The following is a 25812-nucleotide window of genomic DNA, read 5'->3' on the forward strand; positions in this document are numbered from 1 at the left end:
CATAACGTTTTCCATTTCTTGGAAGAGCTAATCCTCCACCTTTTTTATTCTCCATACACTGTTTTTAGTGTATAGCTTTTTTAGGAAGTGACAATCTAAACCTTTCCTATCCTTAATCAACAACGCTGCTCCTCAAAGCCAATCTAAACCTTTCCCCTCCTTGACCAACAACTCACCCCTTCACAATTATCATACTGACTTAAATGAAAGTGTGTCCTTTTAGTTATGTAAAGGGTAATTCTGAAAAATTAAGGTATAAAAAAAGCAACAAGCCATATTTCTGACCTTATTCCTAATTCAGGAATGCCGGCAGAAATATGGCCTGTTGCTTTTTTTATATACTATATGGAGAAACTACTCACTAAAAGCCACCCTTACATTTTCCCTCAGATTATAATGTGAACTCATCACCTCACCATAAGCCCCAGTACTCCTGATCGCCACTAAATCGCCCCTTTCCGTTTCCTGTAACAAAACCTCTTTCCCAAAACAATCTGTACTCTCGCAAATCGGGCCCACCACATCATACTTCACACCCAATTCTCCATCCTGTTTACTCAGATTCTCGATCTGGTGATAAGCCTGATAAAGAGCCGGTCTCATTAACTCCGTCATTCCCGCATCCAGAATTATAAAATTCTTGCTCTTGCCATTCTTCACATAAAGCACTCTGCTAATCAACGAAGAACACTGACCAACAATCGCTCTTCCCAGCTCAAAATGAACCTCCTGATTCGGTCTTTTCTCTAAAAAGTCATTGAAAATCTTAAAATAGGCTGCAAAATCAGGAATCTGTTGCTCAGGATTCTGATAGTCAATACCCAGTCCACCGCCAACATTTAACACCTTTACCAGGAAACCACGATCTTCGAACCATTTCGCGAACTCGTTGATCCTTACACAAAGATTCTTAAAAACATCTAAATTTGTGATCTGTGAACCAATATGGAAATGTATACCTATAAACTCTAAATTGGCAGAAACCTTTAGAACCTCCGCACAATCAGGAAGATCCCATGAATTCACGCCGAACTTATTCTCATCCAGTCCGGTTGTAATATTATGGTGCGTATGCGCATCCACATTAGGATTGATACGAATCGCAACTTTGGCTACCTTACCCCTCTTTACAGCAAGCTCATTGATCACCGCTAACTCCTGAACAGACTCTACATTAAAGCAGAAAATATCCAGGTCCAGTGCCTCATTAATCTCTCTATCCGATTTACCGACGCCAGCAAATACGACCTGTTTCTTGTCAAAACCTATTTCAATGGCCTTCTTCACCTCATTGCCACTTACACAATCAGCGCCTAAACCAGCTTCTTTAATTTTTTTCAGCAGCGTATCATTAAAATTCGCCTTCATTGCATAATGCACATGAAAATCATAAACCTTAGCCGCTTCAGCACAAGCACTTAAGCTATGCTGTAATAAACTCAGGTCATAATAATAAAAAGGCGTTTCTAAATCTGCAAACTGTGCTATATCTTTGTTAGAAAACATAATGTTTAAATATCTTATTGTATTTTGTCTAATTGGAATGCTGTTGATTTACCTGGGCAACTATTTCGATCTTCAACGTCAGAAAATCAACAAAAATGAATACGACAGAAGAGTCAGACTCTTTATCGTACTCATTTTCATTATTATAGCAGTCCTTACCTATCTCAAAAAGAGATAAACCGATTTTTTATTCGAAAATGCGGTTGTGTAAACTTCTCAGTACCTCTGTTTTATCTCCTGTATTAACTAATAAAGAGATATTATAATTACTGCCTCCATAAGAGATCATTCTGATCGGGATATGTTTGATAGAATCAAGCACTCTTGACGCAAAACCATGTTTGCTCGCACCAAAATCACCCACTACACAAACAATCGTTTGTTCCCTGTCAATCTCTACAGAACCAAAAGCATGTAGCTCTTCTACAATTTTATCCAGGTTGTCCGTGAAATCAATCGTCAAAGATACAGCAACCTCCGAAGTAGTAATCATATCAATCGGTGTCTTATAACGCTCAAAAATCTCGAATACCCTTCTCAAGAAACCATAAGCCAAAAGCATGCGGCTCGACTGCACCCGGATCGCAATCAAACCATCCTTAGCAGCGATAGACTTGATTTTGCCCTTTTCACTCTCCGCAGAAATCAATGTTCCCGCAGCAGAAGGCTCCATCGTATTTAATAACCTCACCGGAATCTTATATTTCTGTGCCGGAAATACCGACTGGGGATGAAGGATTTTAGCTCCAAAATAAGCAAGCTCCGCAGCCTCATCAAAAGAAAGATGAGAAATTGGTTTCGTACCCTTTACAATTCTTGGATCATTATTATGCATCCCATCAATATCCGTCCAGATCTGTACTTCTTCCGCTAAAATAGCAGCACCAATCAGAGAAGCCGTATAATCACTTCCACCACGGCGAAGATTATCTACCTCACCAAAACTATTTCTGCAAATAAAACCCTGTGTGATAAATAACTTATTGCCTTTATGTTTTTCCAGCAAAGGCGTAAGATTTGCCGTTGCAAAAGGAATATCAGGTTCATTATCTTCGTCAATTTTCATAAAATCAAGCGCAGGTAATAATACCGAAGGCACGCCAATAGATTTCAGATAAATATGGTAAAGTGTAGTGGACAATAATTCGCCTTGCGCCAAAACTACCTTCTCTTCAACCGGGGTAAAAATATCGTTGACCAGGGTAGATAAGAATTGAAAATGGTAATTCACCACTTCCTGCCCCTGCTCCCGGAAATCACCCTCAGGAAGAAGTTCAATAACGAATTCATTATATTTTTGATTTAGGGCGTTAATTAAAATTAACGCCCCCTGTTTATCTTCCTTTAAAAGTTTGCCTGAAATTTCTACTAAACCATTGGTTGTACCAGACACTGCTGATAAAACTACAATTTGCTCTTCTGCCGGATTAATAATATCCAGCAATTTCGTCATCCGCTCGGGGCTTCCGACAGAAGTTCCGCCAAACTTTAATATCTTCATGTTTCTAAATTGGGTTAATAATTAAACTAAAAACTCCATCTACAGTTAATTTATTTGTAACAGATATTTTTAATTCAATTAATTTGGTATATAATTGCATTAGGGCGTGAAATTAATAAAACGCCCTTAATAATCATGCTATAAACAAAATTAAATTTGGAGCATTTAGAATTTAAAAACAGTTCTTAAAAACATCCATACCCTTTCTTTTGTTTATAGACCAGAATAATCAAATATTAACGGAGAACATGCAATTAGAAGCAGCAATACAAAACACCATTAACGAGTGGCTTAATGGCAATTATGACCAACAAACAAAAGAAGAAATCCAAAAACTAATAGACAGTGAAGCATCCACAGAATTAGTAGATGCCTTTTACAGAAGTCTTGAATTTGGTACAGGTGGACTCCGCGGTATTATGGGAGCTGGTTCTAACAGGATTAATAAATATACCATTGGTACAGCCACACAAGGTCTGAGCAATTATCTGCTGAAAAAGTATCCGGGAGAGCAAATTAAAGTTGCTATTGCCCATGACAGCAGGAACCAATCAGACTTTTTCGCCAAAATCACTGCTGATGTATTTTCCGCTAATGGAATCCATGTATACTTCTTTAAAGAATTACGCCCTACTCCTGAACTTTCATTCGCGATCAGACACTTAGGATGCCGCAGTGGTGTAATGCTTACCGCTTCACACAATCCTAAAGAATATAACGGATATAAAGCTTATGGTGCTGACGGAGGCCAATTTACCTCTCCTGATGACAACATGGTGATGGATGAGGTTGCTAATATTAAAAGCATCGATGAAGTTAAATTTGAACGCAACGATAAACTTGTCGAACTGATCGGCGAGGAAATCGATACCTTATACCTTGATCAGATCACTGCACTTTCAGTTTCTCCGGAAGCAATCGCCAGACAAAAAGACCTTAAAATAGTTTACTCTCCGATTCACGGTACTGGAATCACTTTAGTTCCTAAAGCATTAGCTCAATTTGGATTTACCAATTTGACTTTGGTTAAAGAACAAAGTACACCAGATGGAAACTTCCCTACTGTGGTTTATCCTAATCCGGAAGAAAAAGAGGCAATGACTTTAGCTTTAAATAAAGCGAAAGAAATTGACGCAGACCTTGTTCTGGCAACTGATCCTGATGCTGACCGTGTTGGTATCGCTGTTAAAAATAACGATGGAGAATTTGTATTGCTGAACGGAAACCAGACTGGTAGTTTATTAATCAACTACCTGCTTACTGCATGGCAGGAAAAAGGTAAATTAGATGGTAACCAGTATATCGTTAAAACTATCGTGACCACTAACCTGGTTGAAGAAATTGCCAAAGCTAAAAACGTTGAATATTTTAATACGCTGACCGGATTTAAACATATCGGCCATCTGATCACTAGCCTGCAAGGCAAAAAAACCTTTATTGGCGGTGGTGAAGAAAGTTATGGCTATTTGATCGGTGAGCTGGTAAGAGATAAAGATGCGATTATTTCCTGTGCTTTCATCGCTGAGATGACTGCTTTCTATAAAGATAAAGGCAGCAGCTTATATGATGCGATGCTGGATATGTATGTAGAATATGGTTTATATAAAGAAGAACTGGTTTCTCTGACTAAAAAAGGAAAAACTGGTGCTGAAGAAATCAAGGCCATGATGGAGAAATTCAGAAATAATCCGCCATTGGAACTTGGAGGCTCTAAAGTAAAAACTTTAAAAGACTACGAATTAGGTGTGGAAACTAATTTAGATACGAAAGAGAAAACGAAACTTGATTTCCCTGTCTCTGATGTACTGCAATTTATTACAGAGGATGGAAGTATTGTTTCTGCCCGTCCTTCAGGTACAGAGCCTAAAATCAAGTTCTATTGCAGTGTTAATGCACCGCTTGCAGATAAAGCTCAATTCAAAACAGTTGATGCGGCACTGGGAGCTAAAATCAAATCATTGATGGACGATTTACAAGCGTAAATATCCTTTTAAATAAAAAAAGCGGAAGATGATCTTCCGCTTTTTTTATTTATCTTTCTATCAATCTGGAAGATAACACTACGTTATTCAACTCCTTTTTCTCAAAAGAATCTACCGAAGCCAGCTCTTTTAAAATAAAGTTGATTACGTTTTCAGCAATTTCCTCTATCGGCTGATCCACCGCACTGATTGTAGGAGAATGCAGTTTAAAAATGTCATGATCATCATAAGCAATGACCTTAAATGCGCCATTCAGCTTTTTATTCATCTCCCTGAAACTAAACAAGCCTCTTACCGCCAGATAATTTGTGGCAAAAAGTACAGCATCAATCTCTGGGTTATCTGTAAAAAACCGGGTCAGTTCGGCGGTGGTCTCATCTGCAGTATTATTAAAAGAAATCAGTTTGCAAAGTTTTGGATTTATCTTAATCTTATTTGCTTTTAATGCCTGCTCATAACCTTTATAACGGTCCTTGATCTGTTCCACATCCACATCGACAGTAACGAAGGCGATGTTCTTCATTCCTTTCACAATTAAGGAATCAGTAGCCATATAAGTTCCTTTAATATTGTCTACCAAAACACTGCTCACTTCCAATCCTGGTAAATGACGGTCAAATACGACTACTGGAGTACGGTCAGACAGCAATTCGCGGATATCTTCTTCCATACCCACCATTGGTGCGATGATATAACCGTCGACCTGTCTGGACTTAAACATCCTGATCAAGCCTTTCGCCTTTTCCAGGTTATTTTCGGTGCTGGAATAGATAATCTTATAACCATGTTTGTAAGCCTTATCCTCAATCAACCTTGCGATGGCAGCGAAAAACGGATTAGAAATATCTTCTACAATTAAACCAATTGTATTGGTATTTCCTGTACGCAGACTTCTCGCGACCTGGTTTGGCCGGAAGCCTACTTCCTTAATAATTGCCTCGACTTTTGTAATCATGTCCTGGCTAATACGCATTTTCTCTGCCTTACCATTCAATATGAAAGAGACAGTAGTAATAGATACATTAGCCTTCTTTGCGATATCCTTTATAGAGAGGGGTTTCATTTTGTTTTTTTGTTTAGAAAGCCAAGCTAGAAAAATAAAAACTATTAATGAAACAGTCTCAACTGTCTCCCCGATATTTTATTTCATCGCAGCTAATTAAAACTTAACGCTTATGTTGTAAACGGTACTTTTATCGCGATAAAATATGCTAAAATGATCTTTGCTCACCCCAACTAGTCTGTATTGATTCACTTTGTTCAATCCTTCCAGTTCGCCATCAATTGTAATAATACCGTTATCATCATGGACACTACCGATAAAAAAGTTTTTCATTAATTCTTTATAGCTGTAATCACTTGAACTTCCTGCTAAACGGTATTCCTCATAAGCAGCAAAATCTGTACGGCCATTAAGTAACTTTTTAAAATCTGCCAGAGCCGGCACCACATTACTGTAAGAAATTCCGGTAAGGTTAGTCTCTGCTGCCGAAGCCGCAGTATATTCAGTACCTCCCTTATTCCCCTCTGTACGCTGATTTGTCAGATAAACAATATTAGCACCCATCATAGCTGCTTGTATTTTGATTTTACGGTAAGCACGGTTTTTAACTCTTTCCTGGTTAGAAAGCGCTGTTGTTCCTACAGATTTAGAACTTACATCGCCAATCTTAAACAATCCTTTGATCTCACTTTCAACAGCCGTCACTGTTACCTTATCAAAATCCGATACCCCATTTACTGTTTTATAAGAAGAAGCCTCCGTAAAAATCTGTTCACGACCATTCTTAAAGACAATCCGTTGTATGCTGTTTTTATAAACCGTATTGACCAGATCTTCATTCGGGTAGGAATATTTAACAGCGCTCTCTGTTACCTCTTTAACTGTACAGGATATTTTTTGATTGTTTGAGTAAAGTGTGTCTGTCTGCCCGGCCGCGTTCAAAGAGAGAACGAGCAAAAAGCCTCCTGATAATATAATTTTTTTCATAAGAATATTGTTTAACCTAATCCATAAGCAATTTATAATAAATAAATCAGTTTGTGTTAGCTTTGAGTAGATTTTAACAAAAATGTTATTCAAAATCAATTTAACGTTGTTATCTATATAAAGCGTAAATTTGCATTACTGATATTTTTACTATGGCATACATTGATTATTACAAAGTCCTGGGCGTGGATAAAAAAGCAACGCAGGATGAGATAAAGAAGGCGTACAGGAAACTTGCACGTAAATATCATCCCGATTTAAATCCTAAAGACAAAGAAGCAAATAAGCTGTTTCAACAGATCAATGAAGCGAATGAAGCATTGAGTGATCCTGATAAACGCAAGAAATATGACGAGTACGGTGAGAACTGGAAACATGCAGATCAGGCCCAGCAGCAAGGTAACCCTTTTGGTGGCGGTGGCAGACGCGGTGGTTCTGGTGGTTTCGGTGGCGGATTTGGTGGTGGTTCAGACTTTGGCGGTGGCGATTTCTCAGATTTCTTTGAATCGATGTTTGGCGGTGGTGGCAGGCAGCAAAGAAATGCAGCAAAATTCAGAGGCCAGGATTTACAAGCCTCTTTGCAAATTTCTTTCAGAGAAGCAGCAGAAACCCATAAACCTACCATTACCGTAAACGGCAAAAACTTAAGAATTTCTATTCCAGCTGGTATCGCCAATGGCCAGGTCATTAAACTAAAGGGCCAGGGCAGTCCGGGCGCAAACAGCGGACCTGCAGGAGATCTTTTTATCACGATAACAATCACTGATGACCCTATTTTCAAAAGATTGGGAGACGATCTTTATTTAACAAAGGAAATAGAACTGTATACTGCTTTACTGGGCGGAGAAGCTACGATTGACACCTTGAGTGGCAAAGTAAAACTAAAAGTACCAGAGGGTACTCAAAATGGAACAAAAATAAGATTGAAAGGCAAAGGTTTCCCTGTTTACAAGAAAGAAGGAGAATTTGGAAACCTTTTTATAACTTATACAGTTAATATACCAACAGGCCTGACAGAGAAACAAAAAGAACTATTTAAAGAGCTGCAGGAACTATCGAAATAATGGAATAATTCAATATCCTATGGAAAACGAATTAATAACTATAAGAGATTACTGTGTTAATTATGCCATTGACCCTTCTTTTATTCAAAAACTGGAAGAGTCTGGATTAATCGTACTGACCATAATTGACGGGAACAAATTCTTACATTTTGAACAATTAATGGAAATGGACCGTTATGTCCATTTCCATTATGATTTAGAGATCAACATCGAGGGTATAGATGCGATCATGAATCTGTTGCAAAAAGTGAAACACCTGCAACATGAAATTGAGCACTTAAAAACTCATATCCATATCCACGAAGGGATTAACCTTCCTCATAAACTTCAGGATTAACCAGAAAAGGAGGCTTTTCCCCTTTTGATACAGCAATAATATTTTCCGCAGCGAGTCTCGCCATGGCATTCCTTGTACCTTCAGTAGCCGAGCCGATATGAGGCAATACTGCTACATTGGGCATAAACAGCAAGCGGTTATCGGGGTGCATTGGCTCTGGATTAGTTACATCCAAACCAGCTCCCCAAATCGTTTTACTTTCCAATGCCTCAATTAAATCTGCCTCGTTATGAATCGATCCTCTTGCAGTATTAATAAAAATTGAACCCGGTTTCATCTGTTTAAAGGCTGCATGATCAAACTTACCCTCAGTTTCTGAGGTTAATGCAGTATGCACAGTCAGCACGTCGCTTTGCGCCAATAACTCCTCAAAAGAAACCAGTTCTGCATCCAGCAAATCTTCAGCCTCTTCGTTTCTGCTGCGATTATGATAAATTACTTTCATACCGAATGCCCCTGCACAACGTTTAGCCATTTCTGTTCCAATCTTTCCGAGACCAAAAACGCCCAAAGTACAACCATTCAGCTCTTTTCCTAAATTAGCCGTTGGTTCAAAAAAGCCCCATTCCCCACTGGTAATCTTGCGGTTCATATAAAAAGCATTCCGTGCCGCTGCCATCATCAGCAGAAAAGCGGTATCGGCAGTTGCACCGCTTAAAACACCAGGCGTATTACCTACTGGTATTTTAAGTCGTGTTGCCGTTTCAATGTCTACATTATCATAGCCTACAGAATGCAATGCAATTACTTTCAAATGTGCGCTTGCCTCCAGAAACTCCTGATCCAGCCGCTGCCCTGCACTGAGCAATGCATCTGCCCAGGAGCATTCTGCAATTAACTCGTCACGGGTCATATTCCGCTGCTGTGTCCATTGTTTGATTTTCAACCCTGCCTCTTCCAGCAAGCGCAAACCTGATTCGGGAATTACTCTGGTTATAAATACATTCATGGGTGCTATTTACCTAAAAAATTTGAACTGATTGTATCCCATACTTCTTTTCCATCACCATTCAGTGTTTGTTTCAGCATGTAAATTCCAAATCCTTTAGCCTGTTCAAAATCTATTTTAGGTGGCATCGACAGTTCTGCCTGATTCACCACAACATCCACTAATACCGGTCCTGGATGGGCTAATGCCGCAGCAATCGCCGCTTCCACTCCTTCTGCTTCTTCTACCCTGATTCCTCTGATCCCAATAGCTTGCGCCATTTTAGCGAAATCCGGATTTTTAAGGTCTGTACCAAAAGGAGGCATGCCAATTACCTTCATTTCCATCGCGACAAAACCAAGAGAACTGTTGTTATAAACAATGATTTTTACAGGCAGATCATATTGATAGATCGTTAAAATATCACCCATCAGCATTGCAAAGCCACCATCTCCGGATAAAGAAATTACTTGCCTTTCGGGAAAGGCTACCTGTGCACCAATTGCCTGTGGCATTGCACTTGCCATTGATCCATGGTTAAAAGAGCCAATCAGCTTTCTGCCTTTTTTCATATCCACATAACGTGCAGCCCATACTGTTGGCGTACCAACATCCGCTGTAAATATCGCATTATCAGCTGCTTGCTCACTTAAGATACGGGTTAAATATTCCGGATGAATAGCTTTACCTGAGACCATTTGTGCATGTCCCATCAGGTTTTTCCGGTTTTCTTTATAACGTTGTTGACATTTCTCTAAAAATGCGATATCCGTTACTTCTTCTACAAAAGGCAGTAAAGATTTAATCGTTTCTTTGACATCTCCGGTCAGACCAAGGTCCAGTTTACACCTGCGCCCTAATCTTTCCGGCCTGATATCTATTTGTATGATTTTGGCTTTTGACGGAAACCATTCTTTATAAGGAAAATCAGTACCCAGCATCAGCAGCAAATCGCTTTCTTCTACCGCATGATAACCTGAAGAAATACCAATCAGACCAGTCATTCCTACATCATAAGGATTGTCATACTGAACATGCTCTTTTCCTCTTAGTGCATGTACAATTGGTGACTTGATTTTACCAGCAAATGCCAATAATTCATCATGTGCATCTCTGCAACCCGCACCACATAATAACGTAACTTTTTTAGCCTCATTAATAAATTGTGCCAGCTTTTGCAATTCTTCATCGGCAGGACGGATCGCCGGACGACTAACAAACAAAGGATGATCTAATTCCTCATTCTCCATTTTCTCCATCGCCACATCACCAGATAAACTGATAACTGCTACCCCATTCTGCCCTATAGCATGCTGCATGGCAATTTGTAAAACTCTCGGCATTTGTCTTGCCGAAGCTATTGTTTCACAATAATAGCTACATTCACGGAACAAAGATTCCGGACGCGTTTCCTGAAAATAAGAAGTACCTACCTGCTCACTTGGAATATGTGCCGCAATAGCCAATACCGGCGCATTACTTTTATGCGCATCATATAAACCATTGATCAGATGCATATTTCCAGGGCCACAACTTCCCGCACATACCGCTAGTTTACCTGTTAACTGCGCTTCGGCGCCAGCAGCAAATGCTGCCGCTTCTTCATGCCGGTAATGAATCCATTCGATGTCTTTAGAATTACGGATCTCATCTACAATTCCATTCAGAGAATCGCCAACTAAACCATGTACACGCTTAACTCCTGCTTGAATAAGTATCTCTACTAATTTCGCTGCTACTGTTTTTGCCATAATATTTTTGATAAAATAAAAGCCGTCCTATTGGGACAGCTTTCACAGGATGATTATTTTTTCACAACTTCGTTATATCTGCGTTCCACTTCTGGCCAGTTCACCACTGTCCACCAAGCAGTAATATAGTCTGCACGTTTGTTTTGATATTTCAGGTAATAAGCATGTTCCCAAACATCCAATGCTAAAATTGGACGTCCTTTTTCAGCAACCGCATCCATTAATGGATTATCCTGGTTAGGAGTTGTTGTGATTTTCAACTTGCCATTCTGCACAATCAACCAAGCCCAGCCTGAACCGAAACGTTTGGCAGCACTATCTGCAAAAGCAGCTTTAAATTTCTCCATGGTACCGAAGTTTGCATCAATTTCCTTCAAAAATACAGGTGATGCAGCTTTTGGTTTAGGAGCCATAATCTGCCAGAATAAAGAGTGGTTATAATGTCCGCCGGCATTGTTGCGGATAGCAGCCGGGTAAGTAGAAGCGACAGCTAATATCTGCGCCAGACTTTTACCTTCTGCTGCAGTACCTTTTATAGCAGCATTCAGATTGGTTACATAAGCCTGATGATGTTTAGTGTAATGTATTTCCATGGTCTGCTTATCAATAGCAGGTTCCAATGCGTTGTAAGCATAAGGTAATGGCGCAAGTTTGAATTGTGCGCTCAGGGTCTGTGTGCCTGCAAATAACAGAACGATAGGTAAAAAGCTCTTGAATAATTTCATCGTAATCAATAGGGTTATTTAAAAAAGCTGTTTAAACCTTGCAAATGATTACGCAGGTTTAAACAGCTGTCTATTTAAAACGATTATTAAATTAATTTGTTTTCCCTATTTGGTTTTAATGAAGAGTATTAATCCTAAAACACTTACCACCAGCACACCAAATGCAGAAAAAGCAGTTAGAAAATCCCGGAAGTTTTTCCCCGCAAAGTCCACGAGTAAAAATTTATGGAATACAGCAAAGCTTAAGCCCTCCCTTCTGTCCGAATCCTGGACTTTCGCCGCTAATCTTCCAGTAGCAGTTTCCAGATAATAAGTAAGATGCTGCGGTGTACTTAAAGCTATTTTCACAACTGGTAAACGCTTATTGACAAAGCCATAATCATTATCAAATTTGGTCAGGTAGTCTGAAGACGAGATAATCAGCGGAGCCGATTCATCTGCTGCCGCATTGGCCATCATTTCACAGCAAGCGGCTTCTCCATCAGCAGCTCCCTGAGCTACAAAATGTTTGACCAGACTATAACTATATTCCATAATCCCATCTGGCAAGAGCTGCCCGTTAGCGGCATAATAATAAGCGATGTCGGGTTTTGTCTTTTTATCTTTCTCTCCAAACATGGTTTCGGCTTTTGCAACCTGCTGCTTTTTCCAGCTATCGTTTTCTTTTTTAACCAGGTAAACCTGATAATAAGTCTTATCATTAAACCTGGCCAGAGAAACATTGCTCACTTGTTCCCAATTGACAGGTAAAGCAGAAGAAGCGACAACCAGATCGCGCGCTTTTACTTCAGGCTCAAACACATAATTAATCCGGTCATCTGGTGTAAATTTGTGTGTTGCATGATAAAAACCTGACCCCATAAAGGTTAAAGTTACCAGTGAAGTCCAGATGCCAATAGCCCGGTGATATTTCCTTAAGAAACCTATCTTTTGCCCGGTTACCGGCTTTTTAAACTTCTTCCAAAGAAAGCCATAAATCAATAACCCACTTAAAGTAGAAAAGATAACGATCGAAGCCAGCAAAAGAATCAACACATATCTAGCGGTATTATTCGTGATTTTTGCAATAAACTCATAGCTATGAAAATTACTGAATACCCATAAAAAAACCTTTCTGTTGGTATCATTGTAATTAGCCAGCCTGCTTTGTGAAGTTTCCACATACACATCCATCTGATCTTTACGGTCGAAACTGACCTTCCACACCGGAAGCAGGCGGTTGATATACTTATACTCATCAGTAAAATCGGTGATCTGTGTAACAGATGAGATTTTGGAAGTGCTATCGCCCAGAAAGTACCGGCTCAGATATTCCGCATATAAACGTTCTCCATCTAACAGCTTTACCCCGTCGGCAGCAGAAAAATACTGTATCTGGTTCTTACGGTCCTTTACCTGGTAATAGGTCTTACCTTGAAAATCTATCAGCCTGAAATTCTTGAATAAATTAATCCCGTTTTTTTGCAGTACCTCATTAACAGAAAGTTTGACCTGTCCGGTATTGATAGCTTTGGGTTTAATATATTCATGCGCAATCTGCAATTTGAACCAGTGGGCAATAATGGGATGGCTTAAACCAGAGCACGTCCAGAAAATCACTGGAATGATGGTTATAATTCCCAGGATACGGTGCCAGGAATACATGTTCCTTTTCAACGTCCGGCTAAGATTTGCGGTGCTCATCTTAGTGTTTATATTCTGCCAGCAGGATATCCATATCCTTCATGAGCTGTTCAACCTGGGCATCTACTGTTCCATCGTAAGCGCCTCTGATCCTTTTATCCTTATCTACCAGCACAAGATAACCCTGATGGATAAATCCACCGGGTGCGGCTTTATCCTGTCCTACAGAAACCAGGTAATTACGTTCTGCCAAAGCATAAATTTGCTCTTTTGTGCCCCATAAAAACTCCCATTGTGTACCTTTAATCCCAAGTTTAGTGGCATAAGCTTTCATTCTTGAAGGCGTATCATATTTCACATCAATAGTATGTGAAGCTAGTTTGACTTCTGGATTGTTTAAGTACTTATGATATACTTTCAACAAGTTGCGGTGCATGGTCGGGCAGATTGTAGGGCAGGAAGTAAAAAAGAAATCAGCGACATAAATAGCGCCGTCAAAATCCTTATTGGTCACCACAGCACTATCCTGATTCAGAAACTTGAAAGCCGGAATAGTCCGGTAGGTCGTATCCGTACCGGTGATATCCTGTTGCAGGAAAGGCAGCCTTTTCGTTTTATCTTTGCAGCCTGTTACTACTGCCAGCAGCAAAAACAGGTAAATTAATCTTTTTCCCATTATTTCTTGAATTGTTTCAGGTAAGCATCAGACGATTGAATTTCAGCTTTATACAAACTGTCGATCTTTCCGATTTTAATCCGTTCTGCTTTAAAATACTTAACCGCGTCTTCATTGGATTTACCGGTAACATCAGGTTCAAACTTGTGCATCCAGTCGTTCATCAATTCTTCAGCGACATTTAATCTGTCCAAAGTCGCTTTCATCACTACTTTTTCTTTTAAAGTATCGGTAGAAGGAAACCTGGTTTTCAGTGCTGGCATCTCTTTCAGCATAGAATCCAATCTCATCTGATTATTGACTAATATGCCATGATCTTCCATCACCACATCATGAAATTTCATGACATCATCTCTCTCTGTCTTATAATTTGGAGTTTGTGTACAGGCAACTGCTCCTGTAGCTAATACGAGTACGGCTAAAAATAATTTCATATTGTATTGTTTTAATAGCGATATATACACGTTTCCCGCAGCATCCGGAGCTGTAAAAACAACCCTGATGCCTGCAAAAACACATTACATCATTTGATAGCCTGTTTAATAACAAACAGACTTATAAAAAAATTGAATTAAAAAGAGGTATTAGCAGGCCAGCTGCGGAGGATGGAAAATAGCGTTCAGACGCGCAACTGGTACTCCCGTTGTGAAGGGAATACGCAGATTTATCGCAATAAAAGAATATTGTTTAAATACAAAAGGGATATAGGCTATAGCTTCCTGCAATTGGATTTTCTGGAACTGATGATCTTGTTTTTGTTCCTTTTCCTCCGCCTGTTTAAGCTTTTTCATCAGGTAACATTTGCCATTGCAATGCAATTGTGGCTTATCCTTATTCACGCAAAGCTCTTTCGCGATATACCCTTGGTTCATTTCGAAACCCGCAACGACAAAAAGTCCCGACAGGCTTACAGAAGCCGAACACAATAAAAGTAATATAGCTATAAAGCGTGTGAACATGGATTTTTACCCCCTTAATTTACCCCATTTTAAATAGGTTGCACCCCAGGAGAATCCTGCGCCAAAAGCGGTTAGCAACAAGTTATCATTTTCTTTGAAATCGTTTTTAAATTCCCACATACACAATGGGATCGTTGCAGCAGTTGTATTACCGTAAAGCTGAATGTTAACTTTTACCTGGTCTTCTTTCAAACCTAATTTATCACCTACAGCCTGAATAATCCTAAGGTTAGCCTGATGAGGAATTAACCAGTTGATATCTTTGATCTCCAGGTGATTTCTCTCCATGATCTCATTACAAGTCTGCGTCATGCCTTCAATTGCAGCTTTAAAAACTATCCTTCCATTTTGAGAAATGTAATTCTGTTTCTTGCCAAGCGTATCCAGTGAAGATGGATTTAATGAACCACCAGCGGTCACAATCAAATGTTCTTTACCAACACCATCGGTTCTGAACACATTATCTACTAAGCCTGTTTCGGCTTCGGTCTGCTCCAGCAAAACTGCTCCTGCACCATCACCAAAAAGAATACAGGTATTTCTGTCTTCGTAATTTACTATAGAACTGTTTGCATCCGCACCAATAACAATTACATTCTTGTAACGGTTACTCTCAATTAAGCTTGCACCCAAAGTCAGCGCGTAGAGAAAGCCACTACAGGCCGCATTGGAATCCACCCCCCACGCATTTTTCAATCCTGCTTTTTCACAGACAATACTTGCGGTCGAAACCATAATATAGTCAGGAGTAGCTGTAGCTACAATTACGCATTCGATTTCATCCGGGTTGATGTGACTATCTTCCAACAGTCTTTTGACTGCCATGGTAGCTAAGTCGGAGGTTGCAAGTGAATCATCATTAAGGATTCTTCTCTCATGGATACCAGTTCTTGAAATAATCCAGTCACTATTTGTATCCACCATTTTCTCCAGATCGTGATTGGTTAAAATGGTTTCCGGTACATATCCTCCCAAAGCTGTTATGGCAGCATTATATCTCTTTCTCATTAAGCATTACAATTCTTGGCGCAAAACTAATAAATATTTACAGCTGTGTTACACTTTATTTTTACAGTAGTGTACCTTTGCCGGATCAACAAATTATATTATGAGACATCAATACACACTTATCTGCGCTATTTTACTGACTGCCACAGTGTTTGCTTCTTCCTGCAAGAATGAAAGAAAACTTCCAATATATGGCTTAAGAGACACTAAAACAGTTAAAAACAGCGATGGGACGACTGGTGTTGATACCATATATCAAACAATACCAGCTTTTAAATTCCTGAATCAGGATAGTGTATATATTACAAACGACCATTTTAAAGATAAAATCTATATTGCAGATTTCTTTTTTACTTCTTGCACAAGTATCTGCCCTATTATGCATAGAAACTTGAAAATGATCTCAGAAAAGTTCAAAAATAATCCTGATGTCATGTTTTTATCACATACGATAGATTTTAAGTATGACACACCTTCAGTGCTTAAAAAGTATGCAGAAAAACTTGGTGTAGATGGCCCGAAATGGCAATTTGTATACGGCCCGAAAGACAGTGTATATACTTTAGCAGAGAAAAGTTACCTTGTTGCTGTTAATGTAGATAGTGCAAACAGAGACGGATACGTTCACCAGGGCTTTTTGGTCTTAATTGATAAAGACAGAAGGATCCGTGGCGCTTACGACGGAACAAATCCTGAACAAGTAGCACAATTAGAAAAAGATATTCCTGTTTTACTAGCGGAGGATAAAAAATAGACATGAGGAAATTTATCGTAATCAGTCTGGTTTCGCTAACGCTGATCAGCATGTTTTATTCTTGCCAGACAGCCGAGACTGTCCAACAGGATGCGTATTATGTAAACGGAAGAGATCTTTATATTAAACATTGTCAGAATTGCCATGGTGCAAAAGGTGAAGGACTCGGTACTTTAACCCCTCCCCTCACTGATAGTGTTTTTATGAAAGCGAACAAAGAAAAACTTGCTTGTATTATTAAAAATGGAATTTCAACGCCGGTTACGGTACATGGACAGGTTTATGAAGGCAAGATGCCGGAATTTAACCTGGCCAATATAGATATCGCACAATTAGTAGTCTATATCACCAATGGCTTTGGGCATAAACAAGGGATGTACAGTACTCAGCAGGTAGAAAATGATCTAAAGAACTGCAAGTAGTATTTTTTAAATCGGTTTCTGTACCTTTGCGCAAAATGCAAGCTGTTCTATCGCTGTAAGTAATGCTCCGGCATCTTAAAGAGGAAAGTCCGGGCAACACAGAGCATCTCGCTTCCTAACGGGAAGAGGTTTAGGATTGAAAACCTGAATTATGGAAAGTGCCGCAGAAAATATACCGCCGATGGCTTGAAAGAGCACAGGTAAGGTTGAAATCGTGAGGTAAGAGCTCACGAATTTTCCGGGTGACCGGAAGGGCTGGCAAACCCCGGGAGTTGAAAGACCAAATAGGCTGACGCATGTAGGGCTGCTCGTCCGATGTCAGTGGGTAGGTCGTTAGAGATAAATGGCGACGTTTATAGTAGATTAATGGTAGAAGCCTTGATTTATCAAGGTACAGAACCCGGCTTACAGGCTTGCATTTTTTTATTTTATCTGTATTATTTGATAATTAGTAAATATATTCGTATCCGATAAAAGACTAACAACCCCCTATGGCTAAATTATTAATTATTGATGATGAACGTGCGATAAGAAGCACATTACGTGAGATCTTAGAGTACGAAAATTACGAGGTAGAGGATATTGATAATGGAGTTGACGGATTAGATCTGATCAAAAAAAAGAAATACGACCTGGTTTTATGTGATATAAAAATGAATAAAATGGATGGTATGGAAGTGCTTGAACAAGCATTGGCCTACAGTCCTGATTTACCATTTATTATGATCTCTGGCCATGGTACTGTAGAGACGGCCATTGAAGCAAGCAAAAAAGGCGCCTTTGACTTTATCTCAAAACCACCTGATTTAAACCGTTTACTGATTACTGTCAGAAATGCACTGGACAGAGGTAACCTGGTTACTGAAACCAAAGTTTTAAAACGCAGAGTAAGTAAAACAAGAGATATTCTGGGTAGTTCAGAGAATATCAATAAAATCAAAGAAACTATTGAGCGTGTTGCCCCAACCGAAGCCCGTGTATTGATTACAGGTGCTAATGGTAGCGGTAAAGAACTAGTAGCCCGTTGGTTACATGAAAAATCACACCGTTCAGAGAATCCTTTAATTGAAGTGAACTGTGCTGCGATTCCATCTGAATTGATTGAGAGTGAACTTTTCGGTCATGAAAAAGGATCATTTACCTCTGCTGTTAAACAACGTATTGGTAAATTCGAACTGGCTAACGGGGGTACTTTATTCCTGGATGAAATCGGGGATATGAGTCTTTCTGCACAGGCAAAAGTACTTCGCGCTTTACAAGAACATAAAATTACACGTGTTGGTGGTGAAAAGGAATTAGAAGTTAATGTACGTGTGCTTGCCGCTACGAACAAAGACCTGATGAAAGAAATTGAAGATGGTAATTTCAGAATGGATTTATACCACCGTTTAAATGTCATCAACATCCATGTCCCTCATTTAACAGAACGCCGCGAAGATATTCCTGAAATTGCCATGAGCTTTTTGGAAGATATCTGTAAAGACTACGGCATGCCGGTTAAAAAGATCAGTGAGGCGGGAATGGTTGCGTTACAAAATTTACCATGGACAGGAAACGTTCGTGAGTTACATAATATGATTGAACGTCTGATCATTCTAAGTGATAAAATAATCTCTGAACATGAGGTTACTGCATTTGCAAATCCAGGTGGTGGAACTAATATTGGTGCTGCTAACCATGGTTTTAGCGGTAATGTCAACGGTTCATCTGCTGGGTCAACCAATTATGATAAATTCACAAATTTCCAGGATTATAAAGATCATGCTGAAAGAGAATTTATCAAGTTTAAACTGGAAAAGAACAACTGGAACGTTTCTAAAACTGCAGACGATATTGATATTCAACGCAGTCACCTTTACAGTAAGATTGAGAAATTCGGCTTAAAAAGAGTTACTGAATAATATTTTTATTCGCTTGAATAGCAAAAAGGGATTAGCATTGCTTATCCCTTTTTTTTGCATTTAGGAAATCTTCCTAAAGCGCATATTCACTATTTTACTTCCGGATAATTTGAAACCTGCTATTTGAAGACCTTTATCTCTATAAAAGTCAATGATTCCAATAGCTGCTTTAAATTGATTTTCGAGATCTTTATTAGGTATCAGCTTAAATTCTCCTCTTCGAAAATGACTGATCTGAAGTTCTCCTTTAACAAAATCAACTTTATACGTCGCTTGCAGTTCTTCACTATAATAGTTCCCAGTATATAATTTTAACTGTTCTGCCCCCGGTAAAAAAGGTTTTAATTTCTTCTTTGAAACAGCCACTCTATTACCCTTTATTGAGGTAGTAGAATTCCGATAGGTCAATACATGACTAAGTCCATCTGCACTATTGCCGAAGATTATTGCTGCCTGTTCCTTAGCGATATAAAAGGTAGAATCAGATTTGGCTTCCAATATAGTGCTTCCAAAAATATTATTATTGACCAATCTTCCGCTATCTATTGTAAAGCTGAGTGGGACACCACCGTCAATATCCAGCATAAAGTCACCGGTATATTTTTTCAATAATGATATGTTCAGAGTTTGGGTGGGTATGTTTTTGATCAGTTCTACCCGGTTTTCATTTAAAATCTTATTGTTTTTAAAGAAAAGATTAATTAATTCATTTGCATATATTCCACCCACTTGATTGTCGCCAGCATTATTTAAAATAACCAAGGAGAGATTTTGCTCAGGAAAATTTATGATGTTAGTACGGTAGCCAATCCACGCACCTGTATGCTCAATAGTTTTCAGGCCTAATCTTTCCTCTAATCTTAACCCATATCCATAATTCACTTTTTCGCCATTATTCAAACTTGCTCCTTCAATCATCCGCATATAAACTGGATTCTTCGAATGTACCATAGCCTGAAAATGAATAACCCATTTACTCAAGTCATCTAAAGATGAATACATGGAGCTTGATCCATAAGCAGTCAATACATCATGATACTTTCCATAATCATTATTTTCACCGTAATAAGAAGTTGCCAGATTTGGAATGATTATATTGCTATAATTAATAAACTGAGAGGAATTCATTCCTAAAGGTTTGAAAATATTTATACCAGTCCATTCAACGAAAGATTTTCCAGTTACCTTTTCTACAATTGCAGCCAGCAGATTATAACCGGTATTGCTATATGATTCTTTGGTTCCAGGTTCAAAATCCAGCTCCTTTTGATGTTTCACTAATTTCATTACCTCTTCAAAAGAACATACTTCACTGTAATTCCACCCCGCGGCCATAAGAGCTTCCGGAAAATCTCTAAGGCCACTGGTATGATGTAAAAGATTACCTATGGTTATAGTCTTCCCGAAATCAGGAACATCAGGCAAATATTTACGGATGTCATCATTCACAGCAAGCTTTCTTTCCTGAATCAAGGTTGAAATAGCTAACCCCGTAAATTGCTTGGCTAAGGAGGCAATATCAAATACACTAGTGGAAGTAATAGGCATATTATATTCCAGATTAGCCATACCATAGCTTCTTTTTAAAATAACCTGACCATCACGAATAATAGCTACTGCAGCGCCAGGACCTTTGGTATGGTTATAAAGCTTAAAAATTGTGTCAATTTTAGTGGCTAAAGAGTCATTTGTCTGGGCAGACAAAAGTTGTGGGTTACAAACCCAGGTTAGTAAAAGTAAAATATATGTTTTCATAATTTAACGAGCCGGTTAAGATATTCATAAGACTCCGGATTATATTTTATGTTTCATTATTTCTCAATTAATTAAAAAACTATAAAATTATAACTATAGAAATACATCTTCAAAAAAAAGAGGTTGCATCCAGATTAAAATCTGGATGCAACCTCTTTTCTAGTTTGGCAGCTATATTGAATCTTATTTTTTCAAAATATAAAGATCTGCTTGTTCTCCGGTAATCTCTTTACCATCCATATCCAGTTGAATGATTTTATTTTCCCCTACAAAATATTTATTTGGTGCGTCTTTGATACCATCCAATGTGATAACCTGACCACTTTTATCCCAGTTGAATTTTCCCTTTTCCTCGAAAACCTTCGCATCGCTTTTACCCAGATATTTAGTTTTCATTATATAGGTCAATTCTTTACCCAAAACCAAAGTAGTTTCAATTCCCTCGCAATCTGCACAAGGAACAACCCCTTTGTAAGTGCCGTCCCAATCTACAGCGTTCATGGAGTTATGTTCATCAGTAACCTTCAGGCCGTCAGGTTTTACAGCGCCCATAGTTAAGCTGTCTTTAGTCAGACTATCTGCATTTAGTTTTTCAGAAGTTTTTGAATTCCCGCATCCCCATATGGTGCAGGCAGTAATCGCAATTGCCAGAATTTGTTTTGTCATGGTACGTTATTTGTATGTTATGTCTTAAAGAAGCAAGAAATACGCCAGATTATAATTCGGCTGGATATACTAGCGAATCTGGAAAATGTTTTATAGCTTCATGTAAATTAAAAAAAACCGCAATATGAAAAAGTTAATCGTTATGATGCTGTTGGCTGTAATGGCTTTTACAACCACGCAAACATTTGCTCAAACAAAAAAGGATGGTTCAAAAGATATGCGCTATAAAAAGAATAAGCAGCCTATGAAAAAAGACGGAACACCGGATAAACGTTTTAAAACTAACAAAGAACTAAAAAAAACTACAGTTAAGACGACAACACCTGTAAAAAAAGCAGCTTAAGTTTCCTGACTGAACAGCATAAAATGAATGCCCTGGATAATTTTCAGGGCATTTTACATATCTGAGCTGCTTATGACAACAATTAGTAAATAATTCACGTTATTTGAATTGATAAGAAGTTATTTGAATCGATATGAAGTTAATAAAATATGTGAGTACGCTGGTACTCTTCTCTTTACTTGCACTGGCTGCTTCAGCACAAGATGCTGTAGTGATTGATACTGGTAATTTTGTCCGGGGAACAATACAAGGAACTGATTTCCTGACTGTTGGTCTGAAAAAAGACGATGGAACAATGGCACAGTATAGCGCTAAAGATATCAAAGAGTTTTTATGGAATGGGGAAACCTATGTCAGCAAACCTTTTATAGCGAATAAAAAGAATGGTTACCGCTTCTTTAAATTAGTAGAAGCGGGCAAACTGAACTTATATTCAATGGGAGGCAGCACAGGCGTTGTTGAAAAGCCAAGAAGACGGGTGCGTTTCTCCCCTTCTATAGGTTTGGGTATTGGAACCGGAGGCTATAGTGGTGTTGGAATTGGCGGTGGCGTAAGCTTTGGCGGCCGTGGAGATGACGATGACCGTCCCAGAAGAGAACGACGTGCATTATATTACATAGAAAAGCCAGGTTCTGGCGATATGATGGAGATTACTCCGGATAATTCAGATACCAATACACAGTATATTAAAAATATCTTAATGGAGAAAATGTCGGATGATCAGGATCTGACCGAACGCATTAAAGGAATAGAATATTTTGATGCGAAATCTCTGACCTCTTTGGTAAAGAGTTACAACTCCGTTCATCAATAAGACTATGATATGAAAAGAAAAGCTGTTAATCTCATGAGATTAACAGCTTTTCTTTTTTAAGGCTAACCCTTATTCTGCAAATCATACATTTCATGCATGACTCCTTTTAACTGCTCGTATATCGTTTTATAAAAACCAAAGCTGGTTTGATAATTCAAATGATTCTCTTCATCAGGCTCGATATAAGTAATGTCCTGCTGATCTGGGAGCGGATAAGCTGCTGACAAACCAAGCGTCTTAAAAGCAAGATAAGCCGCCCCTACTGCCGAAGCATCTTCTACACTATAGCGTAAAAGTCTTTTACCTGTAATATCAGCCATAATTTGTAACCAGATGGCCGAAGTCACAAAACCCCCACTCACGTTTAACTGCTTTATTTCCTGTCCGGAAGCCGTCAATGCCAATAAAACATCGTTCAACGCAAAACAAATCCCTTCAATCACTGCCCGGGTGAAATGGGCAGTCTGATGATTCAAATGTATCCCGAAAAATGTACCACAACTTTTGGAATCCCAGATCGGAGCACGTTCTCCTTGCAAATAGGGAAGAAAAATTAGTCCCTCAGCACCAGGTTTTACAGTCTCAATTTTACGGAGTATTTCATTGTAATCACTTTCGTTGAGTTCGGTTTTTTGAAGTACATTCTTCATATGCCACTTTAAAGCAATCCCTCCATTATTTACAGGGCCTCCGTTGATAAAAGTCTCTTCATCCAAACGGTAACTGAAAGTCATTGCCTTTTCATTCAGTACAGCAGTATTCCCCGCTACCCTCAGCGCACCGCTTGTTCCTATAGTCAAAGCTGCAATCCCTGATTTTACTGCCCCTGTACCTAAATTGGCGAGACAACCGTCCGTTGCTCCAATCACAAAAGGTGTATCCTTGTCCAAACAAGCTAAAGCCGGTGCAACATCAAAATCTCTTCTTAAATAATGCGTGCTGACCAGATCAGAAAGCTGCTCTGGCTTAATTCCAGCAGCAGCCAATGCTTCCGGGTGCCAGATCAGTTGCTGAACATCCATTAGCCCGGTACAGGAAGCAACAGCATGGTCTACTTCAAAACTGTGAAACAAACGATACCAGATATATTCTTTGATAGAAATGAATTTATGAACGTTTTTAAAAAATTCAGGTTGATTCTCCCTGATCCAGATGATTTTGCACAAAGGGGACATCGAATGAACTGGTGTACCCGTTGCTTTATATAAAGCTGCACCCAGCGGAGTGGCCAGTAAAGATGTAGCAACAGGAGTACTTCTGCTATCTGCCCAGGTCATCATTGGCGCTAATGCTTTTCCATTTTCATCTACAGCAATCAAACTGTGCATCGCACAACTTAAACTGATTGCCTGCGGGCCAGACTTCAATCTGGAAACTACAGCAGTTATACTTTGCTGAAAGGCTTGCCAGATCAGCTCAGGATCCTGTTCACTATAACCAGGTTGTGTAACCTCAGTTGGATAAAAATATTGACTGCTCTCGAAAGCTTTATGGTCAGCCCCTACGGCTACCGCTTTAGTACTTCCGGTTCCAATGTCTATTCCAAGGATATATTGCATGATGATCGTTTAAGCTGCAATTTAGACTTTAACCTTTCTGCTGCAAAACTTTATTCCAAAAGATGGATTTGATATGTCATAATCAAAAAAGGGCTTGCTTTGATCTTTATCATCACAGCAAGCCTCACACAAAGACACCTTGATATCTTTATATATAGATAAACAAGCGCTAAAATTCTTCTACATAATCCAGATCCTTAGAGAAAGTCTCTTTCATTCTGCTTAAGGCATAAAATGCAACAGCAAAACTGATAATCGCGACTGTAATTCCTGAATGGATAATATTTCCGCCGAAAGCCCCTTTTAACAATTGAAAAAGTAAGGTCAATGGAACAACAGCCCCACGTACAAAGTTAGGGACAGTCGTAGTGACAGTTGCCCTGATATTTGTCCCAAACTGTTCTGTGGCGATGGTCATAAAGATCACCCAGTAACCAACAGTTAAACCTATACCGCCACATAACCAGTAAAAATGCTGTAGACTGAGGTCATATAGCGTAAAATAGGCAGTAATGCCAATAGTGGCCATTCCCAGAAAAATATAAACAACTTTAATCCTGCTTTTCAGCCATTGACTGATTAGTCCACCAGCGATATCGCCAATCACAATTCCACCGTAACACCAGGCAACTGCTGCACCTGCGCTTACTTCTCCCTGTACACGTAATACTTTACCGAATTCAGGAGATAATGTAATTAAGATTCCTACCACAAACCATAGGGGAATGCCAATCAAAATACACCGGATATATTTAGCAAACTGAACTTTATTCTTAAATAGGGCGAAGAAATCCCCCCGGTTACTCGCTTCTTTGGATTGACTGAACATACCCGACTCTGCTACCCCGATACGAAGTAAAAGCAGGAATAAACCTAGTCCTCCTCCAATAAAAAAAGAAGTACGCCAATCAAACATTTGCGCGATAAAATAGGCTACTACAGCACCACTAACTCCAACAGAGGCCACAATGGTGGTTGCATACCCCCTCTTTTCTTTAGGCATCAGCTCTGCAACAAGCGTAATCCCCGCCCCTAGTTCCCCTGCAAGCCCAAGCCCCGCAATAAAGCGCCAGAACGCATAAGCATTAACCGAGTGTACTAAACCATTGGCGATATTTGCCAGAGAATAAAGAAATATAGAGCCGAATAATACTGACAAACGGCCTTTTTTATCACCCAGCATCCCCCATAAAATACCTCCGATCAGCATACCGATCATTTGGGTATTTAATAACATAATACCAGTATCGGTTAATTGCGTCCCGCTAAGTCCAAGTGACTTCAGACTCGGGATACGGACAATACTAAACAATAAAAGGTCATAAATATCAACAAAGTAGCCCAGAGAGGCTACTAAAATAGCTGCGCTTAAGGCAGCATTAGAGGCTTTGTTTGGTTGCATCAGGTAGAATATTTTTTTGTGGAACTAATGTAGTAATTTATGCCTCACCTAATTAACTTTCTTTAACAATTGAGTTGTAAAAAATCGAATATATTTGCGGGTAATCATTTATTAATCAATTAAACCCAGATCTATTATAGCCAAAA

At 39.1% G+C, this 25812-nt stretch carries 24 protein-coding genes and 1 other RNA gene; 9 read left to right on the forward strand and 16 right to left on the reverse strand.

Annotation, left to right across the window (positions count from 1 at the left end; all coding sequences use genetic code 11):
* Nucleotides 1-354: 354 nt before the first annotated feature.
* Entirely contained in the window at nt 355-1506 is a 1152-nt protein-coding gene (lysA, locus tag ABIB30_RS26300; protein ID WP_354305998.1) for a diaminopimelate decarboxylase, read from the reverse strand.
* Nucleotides 1507-1693: 187 nt separating this feature from the next.
* Nucleotides 1694-3007, reverse strand: coding sequence for an aspartate kinase (locus tag ABIB30_RS26305; RefSeq protein ID WP_354305999.1), 1314 nt, complete (start codon nt 3005-3007; stop codon nt 1694-1696).
* Between the two features lie 248 nt (nt 3008-3255).
* Here ABIB30_RS26305 and ABIB30_RS26310 point away from each other — a divergent pair, with 248 nt between their 5' ends.
* A complete protein-coding gene (locus tag ABIB30_RS26310; protein ID WP_354306000.1) occupies nt 3256-4989 on the forward strand; it encodes a phospho-sugar mutase in 1734 nt (577 codons plus the stop codon).
* 49 nt (nt 4990-5038) lie between these two features.
* On the opposite strand, the gene ABIB30_RS26315 is transcribed toward ABIB30_RS26310, so the two are convergent.
* Both ABIB30_RS26315 and ABIB30_RS26320 read right to left on the reverse strand, forming a co-directional pair.
* Complete coding sequence (locus ABIB30_RS26315; protein WP_354306001.1) at nt 5039-6052, reverse strand: LacI family DNA-binding transcriptional regulator; 1014 nt, start codon at nt 6050-6052, stop codon at nt 5039-5041.
* Between the two features lie 96 nt (nt 6053-6148).
* A complete protein-coding gene (locus ABIB30_RS26320) occupies nt 6149-6979 on the reverse strand; it encodes a hypothetical protein (RefSeq protein ID WP_354306002.1) in 831 nt (276 codons plus the stop codon).
* A gap of 152 nt (nt 6980-7131) precedes the next feature.
* Here ABIB30_RS26320 and ABIB30_RS26325 point away from each other — a divergent pair, with 152 nt between their 5' ends.
* Nucleotides 7132-8043 (forward strand): DnaJ C-terminal domain-containing protein, encoded by a 912-nt coding sequence (locus ABIB30_RS26325; RefSeq protein WP_354306003.1) that lies wholly within the window; start codon nt 7132-7134, stop codon nt 8041-8043.
* 19 nt (nt 8044-8062) lie between these two features.
* On the forward strand, nt 8063-8380 hold the full coding sequence (locus ABIB30_RS26330) for a chaperone modulator CbpM (RefSeq protein WP_354306004.1): 318 nt from the start codon (nt 8063-8065) through the stop codon (nt 8378-8380).
* Here the strand turns inward: ABIB30_RS26330 and ABIB30_RS26335 are convergent.
* The 8 genes from ABIB30_RS26335 to ABIB30_RS26370 all read right to left on the reverse strand — a co-directional run bounded on the left by ABIB30_RS26335 (nt 8352) and on the right by ABIB30_RS26370 (nt 16050).
* Nucleotides 8352-9329, reverse strand: a complete 978-nt coding sequence (locus tag ABIB30_RS26335) for a 2-hydroxyacid dehydrogenase (RefSeq protein WP_354306005.1) — start codon at nt 9327-9329, stop codon at nt 8352-8354. The two genes, ABIB30_RS26330 and ABIB30_RS26335, sit on opposite strands and share 29 nt — an antisense overlap.
* Nucleotides 9330-9334: 5 nt before the next feature.
* Complete coding sequence (gene poxB / locus ABIB30_RS26340; protein WP_354306006.1) at nt 9335-11059, reverse strand: ubiquinone-dependent pyruvate dehydrogenase; 1725 nt, start codon at nt 11057-11059, stop codon at nt 9335-9337.
* A 53-nt stretch (nt 11060-11112) separates the two neighbouring features.
* Nucleotides 11113-11784, reverse strand: coding sequence for a superoxide dismutase (locus ABIB30_RS26345; protein ID WP_354306007.1), 672 nt, complete (start codon nt 11782-11784; stop codon nt 11113-11115).
* Nucleotides 11785-11889: 105 nt separating this feature from the next.
* Nucleotides 11890-13467 (reverse strand): PepSY-associated TM helix domain-containing protein, encoded by a 1578-nt coding sequence (locus ABIB30_RS26350; RefSeq protein ID WP_354306008.1) that lies wholly within the window; start codon nt 13465-13467, stop codon nt 11890-11892.
* Nucleotide 13468: 1 nt separating this feature from the next.
* A complete protein-coding gene (locus tag ABIB30_RS26355) occupies nt 13469-14083 on the reverse strand; it encodes an SCO family protein (protein WP_354306009.1) in 615 nt (204 codons plus the stop codon).
* Nucleotides 14083-14517 carry a hypothetical protein gene (locus ABIB30_RS26360; protein WP_354306010.1) on the reverse strand — a complete coding sequence of 145 codons (435 nt, stop codon included), beginning with the start codon at nt 14515-14517 and terminating at the stop codon, nt 14083-14085. The genes ABIB30_RS26355 and ABIB30_RS26360 overlap by 1 nt, the downstream gene beginning before the upstream one ends.
* Nucleotides 14518-14667: 150 nt before the next feature.
* Nucleotides 14668-15042: a hypothetical protein gene (locus ABIB30_RS26365; protein ID WP_354306011.1), complete on the reverse strand. Its 375-nt coding sequence runs from the start codon at nt 15040-15042 to the stop codon at nt 14668-14670.
* A 6-nt stretch (nt 15043-15048) separates the two neighbouring features.
* A complete protein-coding gene (locus tag ABIB30_RS26370; protein ID WP_354306012.1) occupies nt 15049-16050 on the reverse strand; it encodes a beta-ketoacyl-ACP synthase III in 1002 nt (333 codons plus the stop codon).
* A gap of 100 nt (nt 16051-16150) precedes the next feature.
* Between ABIB30_RS26370 and ABIB30_RS26375 the strand changes: the two genes are divergently transcribed.
* The 4 genes from ABIB30_RS26375 (at nt 16151) to ABIB30_RS26390 (ending at nt 19127) form a co-directional block, all read left to right on the forward strand.
* Nucleotides 16151-16804, forward strand: coding sequence for an SCO family protein (locus ABIB30_RS26375; protein WP_354306013.1), 654 nt, complete (start codon nt 16151-16153; stop codon nt 16802-16804).
* Nucleotides 16805-16806: 2 nt separating this feature from the next.
* On the forward strand, nt 16807-17226 hold the full coding sequence (locus ABIB30_RS26380; protein WP_354306014.1) for a c-type cytochrome: 420 nt from the start codon (nt 16807-16809) through the stop codon (nt 17224-17226).
* Nucleotides 17227-17260: 34 nt separating this feature from the next.
* An RNA gene (rnpB, locus tag ABIB30_RS26385) (RNase P RNA component class A) lies at nt 17261-17650 on the forward strand.
* A gap of 67 nt (nt 17651-17717) precedes the next feature.
* Nucleotides 17718-19127, forward strand: coding sequence for a sigma-54-dependent transcriptional regulator (locus ABIB30_RS26390; protein ID WP_354306015.1), 1410 nt, complete (start codon nt 17718-17720; stop codon nt 19125-19127).
* A gap of 60 nt (nt 19128-19187) precedes the next feature.
* Here ABIB30_RS26390 and ABIB30_RS26395 read toward each other — a convergent pair whose 3' ends face one another.
* Complete coding sequence (locus tag ABIB30_RS26395; protein ID WP_354306016.1) at nt 19188-20882, reverse strand: serine hydrolase domain-containing protein; 1695 nt, start codon at nt 20880-20882, stop codon at nt 19188-19190.
* 183 nt (nt 20883-21065) lie between these two features.
* Nucleotides 21066-21548, reverse strand: a complete 483-nt coding sequence (locus tag ABIB30_RS26400; protein WP_354306017.1) for a copper resistance protein NlpE — start codon at nt 21546-21548, stop codon at nt 21066-21068.
* Between the two features lie 124 nt (nt 21549-21672).
* Between ABIB30_RS26400 and ABIB30_RS26405 the strand changes: the two genes are divergently transcribed.
* Nucleotides 21673-21891: a hypothetical protein gene (locus ABIB30_RS26405; protein WP_354306018.1), complete on the forward strand. Its 219-nt coding sequence runs from the start codon at nt 21673-21675 to the stop codon at nt 21889-21891.
* A 133-nt stretch (nt 21892-22024) separates the two neighbouring features.
* Nucleotides 22025-22705, forward strand: coding sequence for a hypothetical protein (locus tag ABIB30_RS26410; protein ID WP_354306019.1), 681 nt, complete (start codon nt 22025-22027; stop codon nt 22703-22705).
* Nucleotides 22706-22767: 62 nt separating this feature from the next.
* Here the strand turns inward: ABIB30_RS26410 and ABIB30_RS26415 are convergent, their stop codons facing one another.
* Together ABIB30_RS26415 and ABIB30_RS26420 are read right to left on the reverse strand one after the other, a co-directional pair.
* Nucleotides 22768-24264 (reverse strand): gluconokinase, encoded by a 1497-nt coding sequence (locus ABIB30_RS26415; RefSeq protein WP_354306020.1) that lies wholly within the window; start codon nt 24262-24264, stop codon nt 22768-22770.
* A gap of 169 nt (nt 24265-24433) precedes the next feature.
* Nucleotides 24434-25666: an MFS transporter gene (locus ABIB30_RS26420; protein WP_354306021.1), complete on the reverse strand. Its 1233-nt coding sequence runs from the start codon at nt 25664-25666 to the stop codon at nt 24434-24436.
* Nucleotides 25667-25812: the final 146 nt, after the last annotated feature.

This window comes from Pedobacter sp. UYP1 (assembly GCF_040547305.1).
In the GTDB taxonomy this organism is placed as follows: Bacteria; Bacteroidota; Bacteroidia; order Sphingobacteriales; family Sphingobacteriaceae; genus Pedobacter.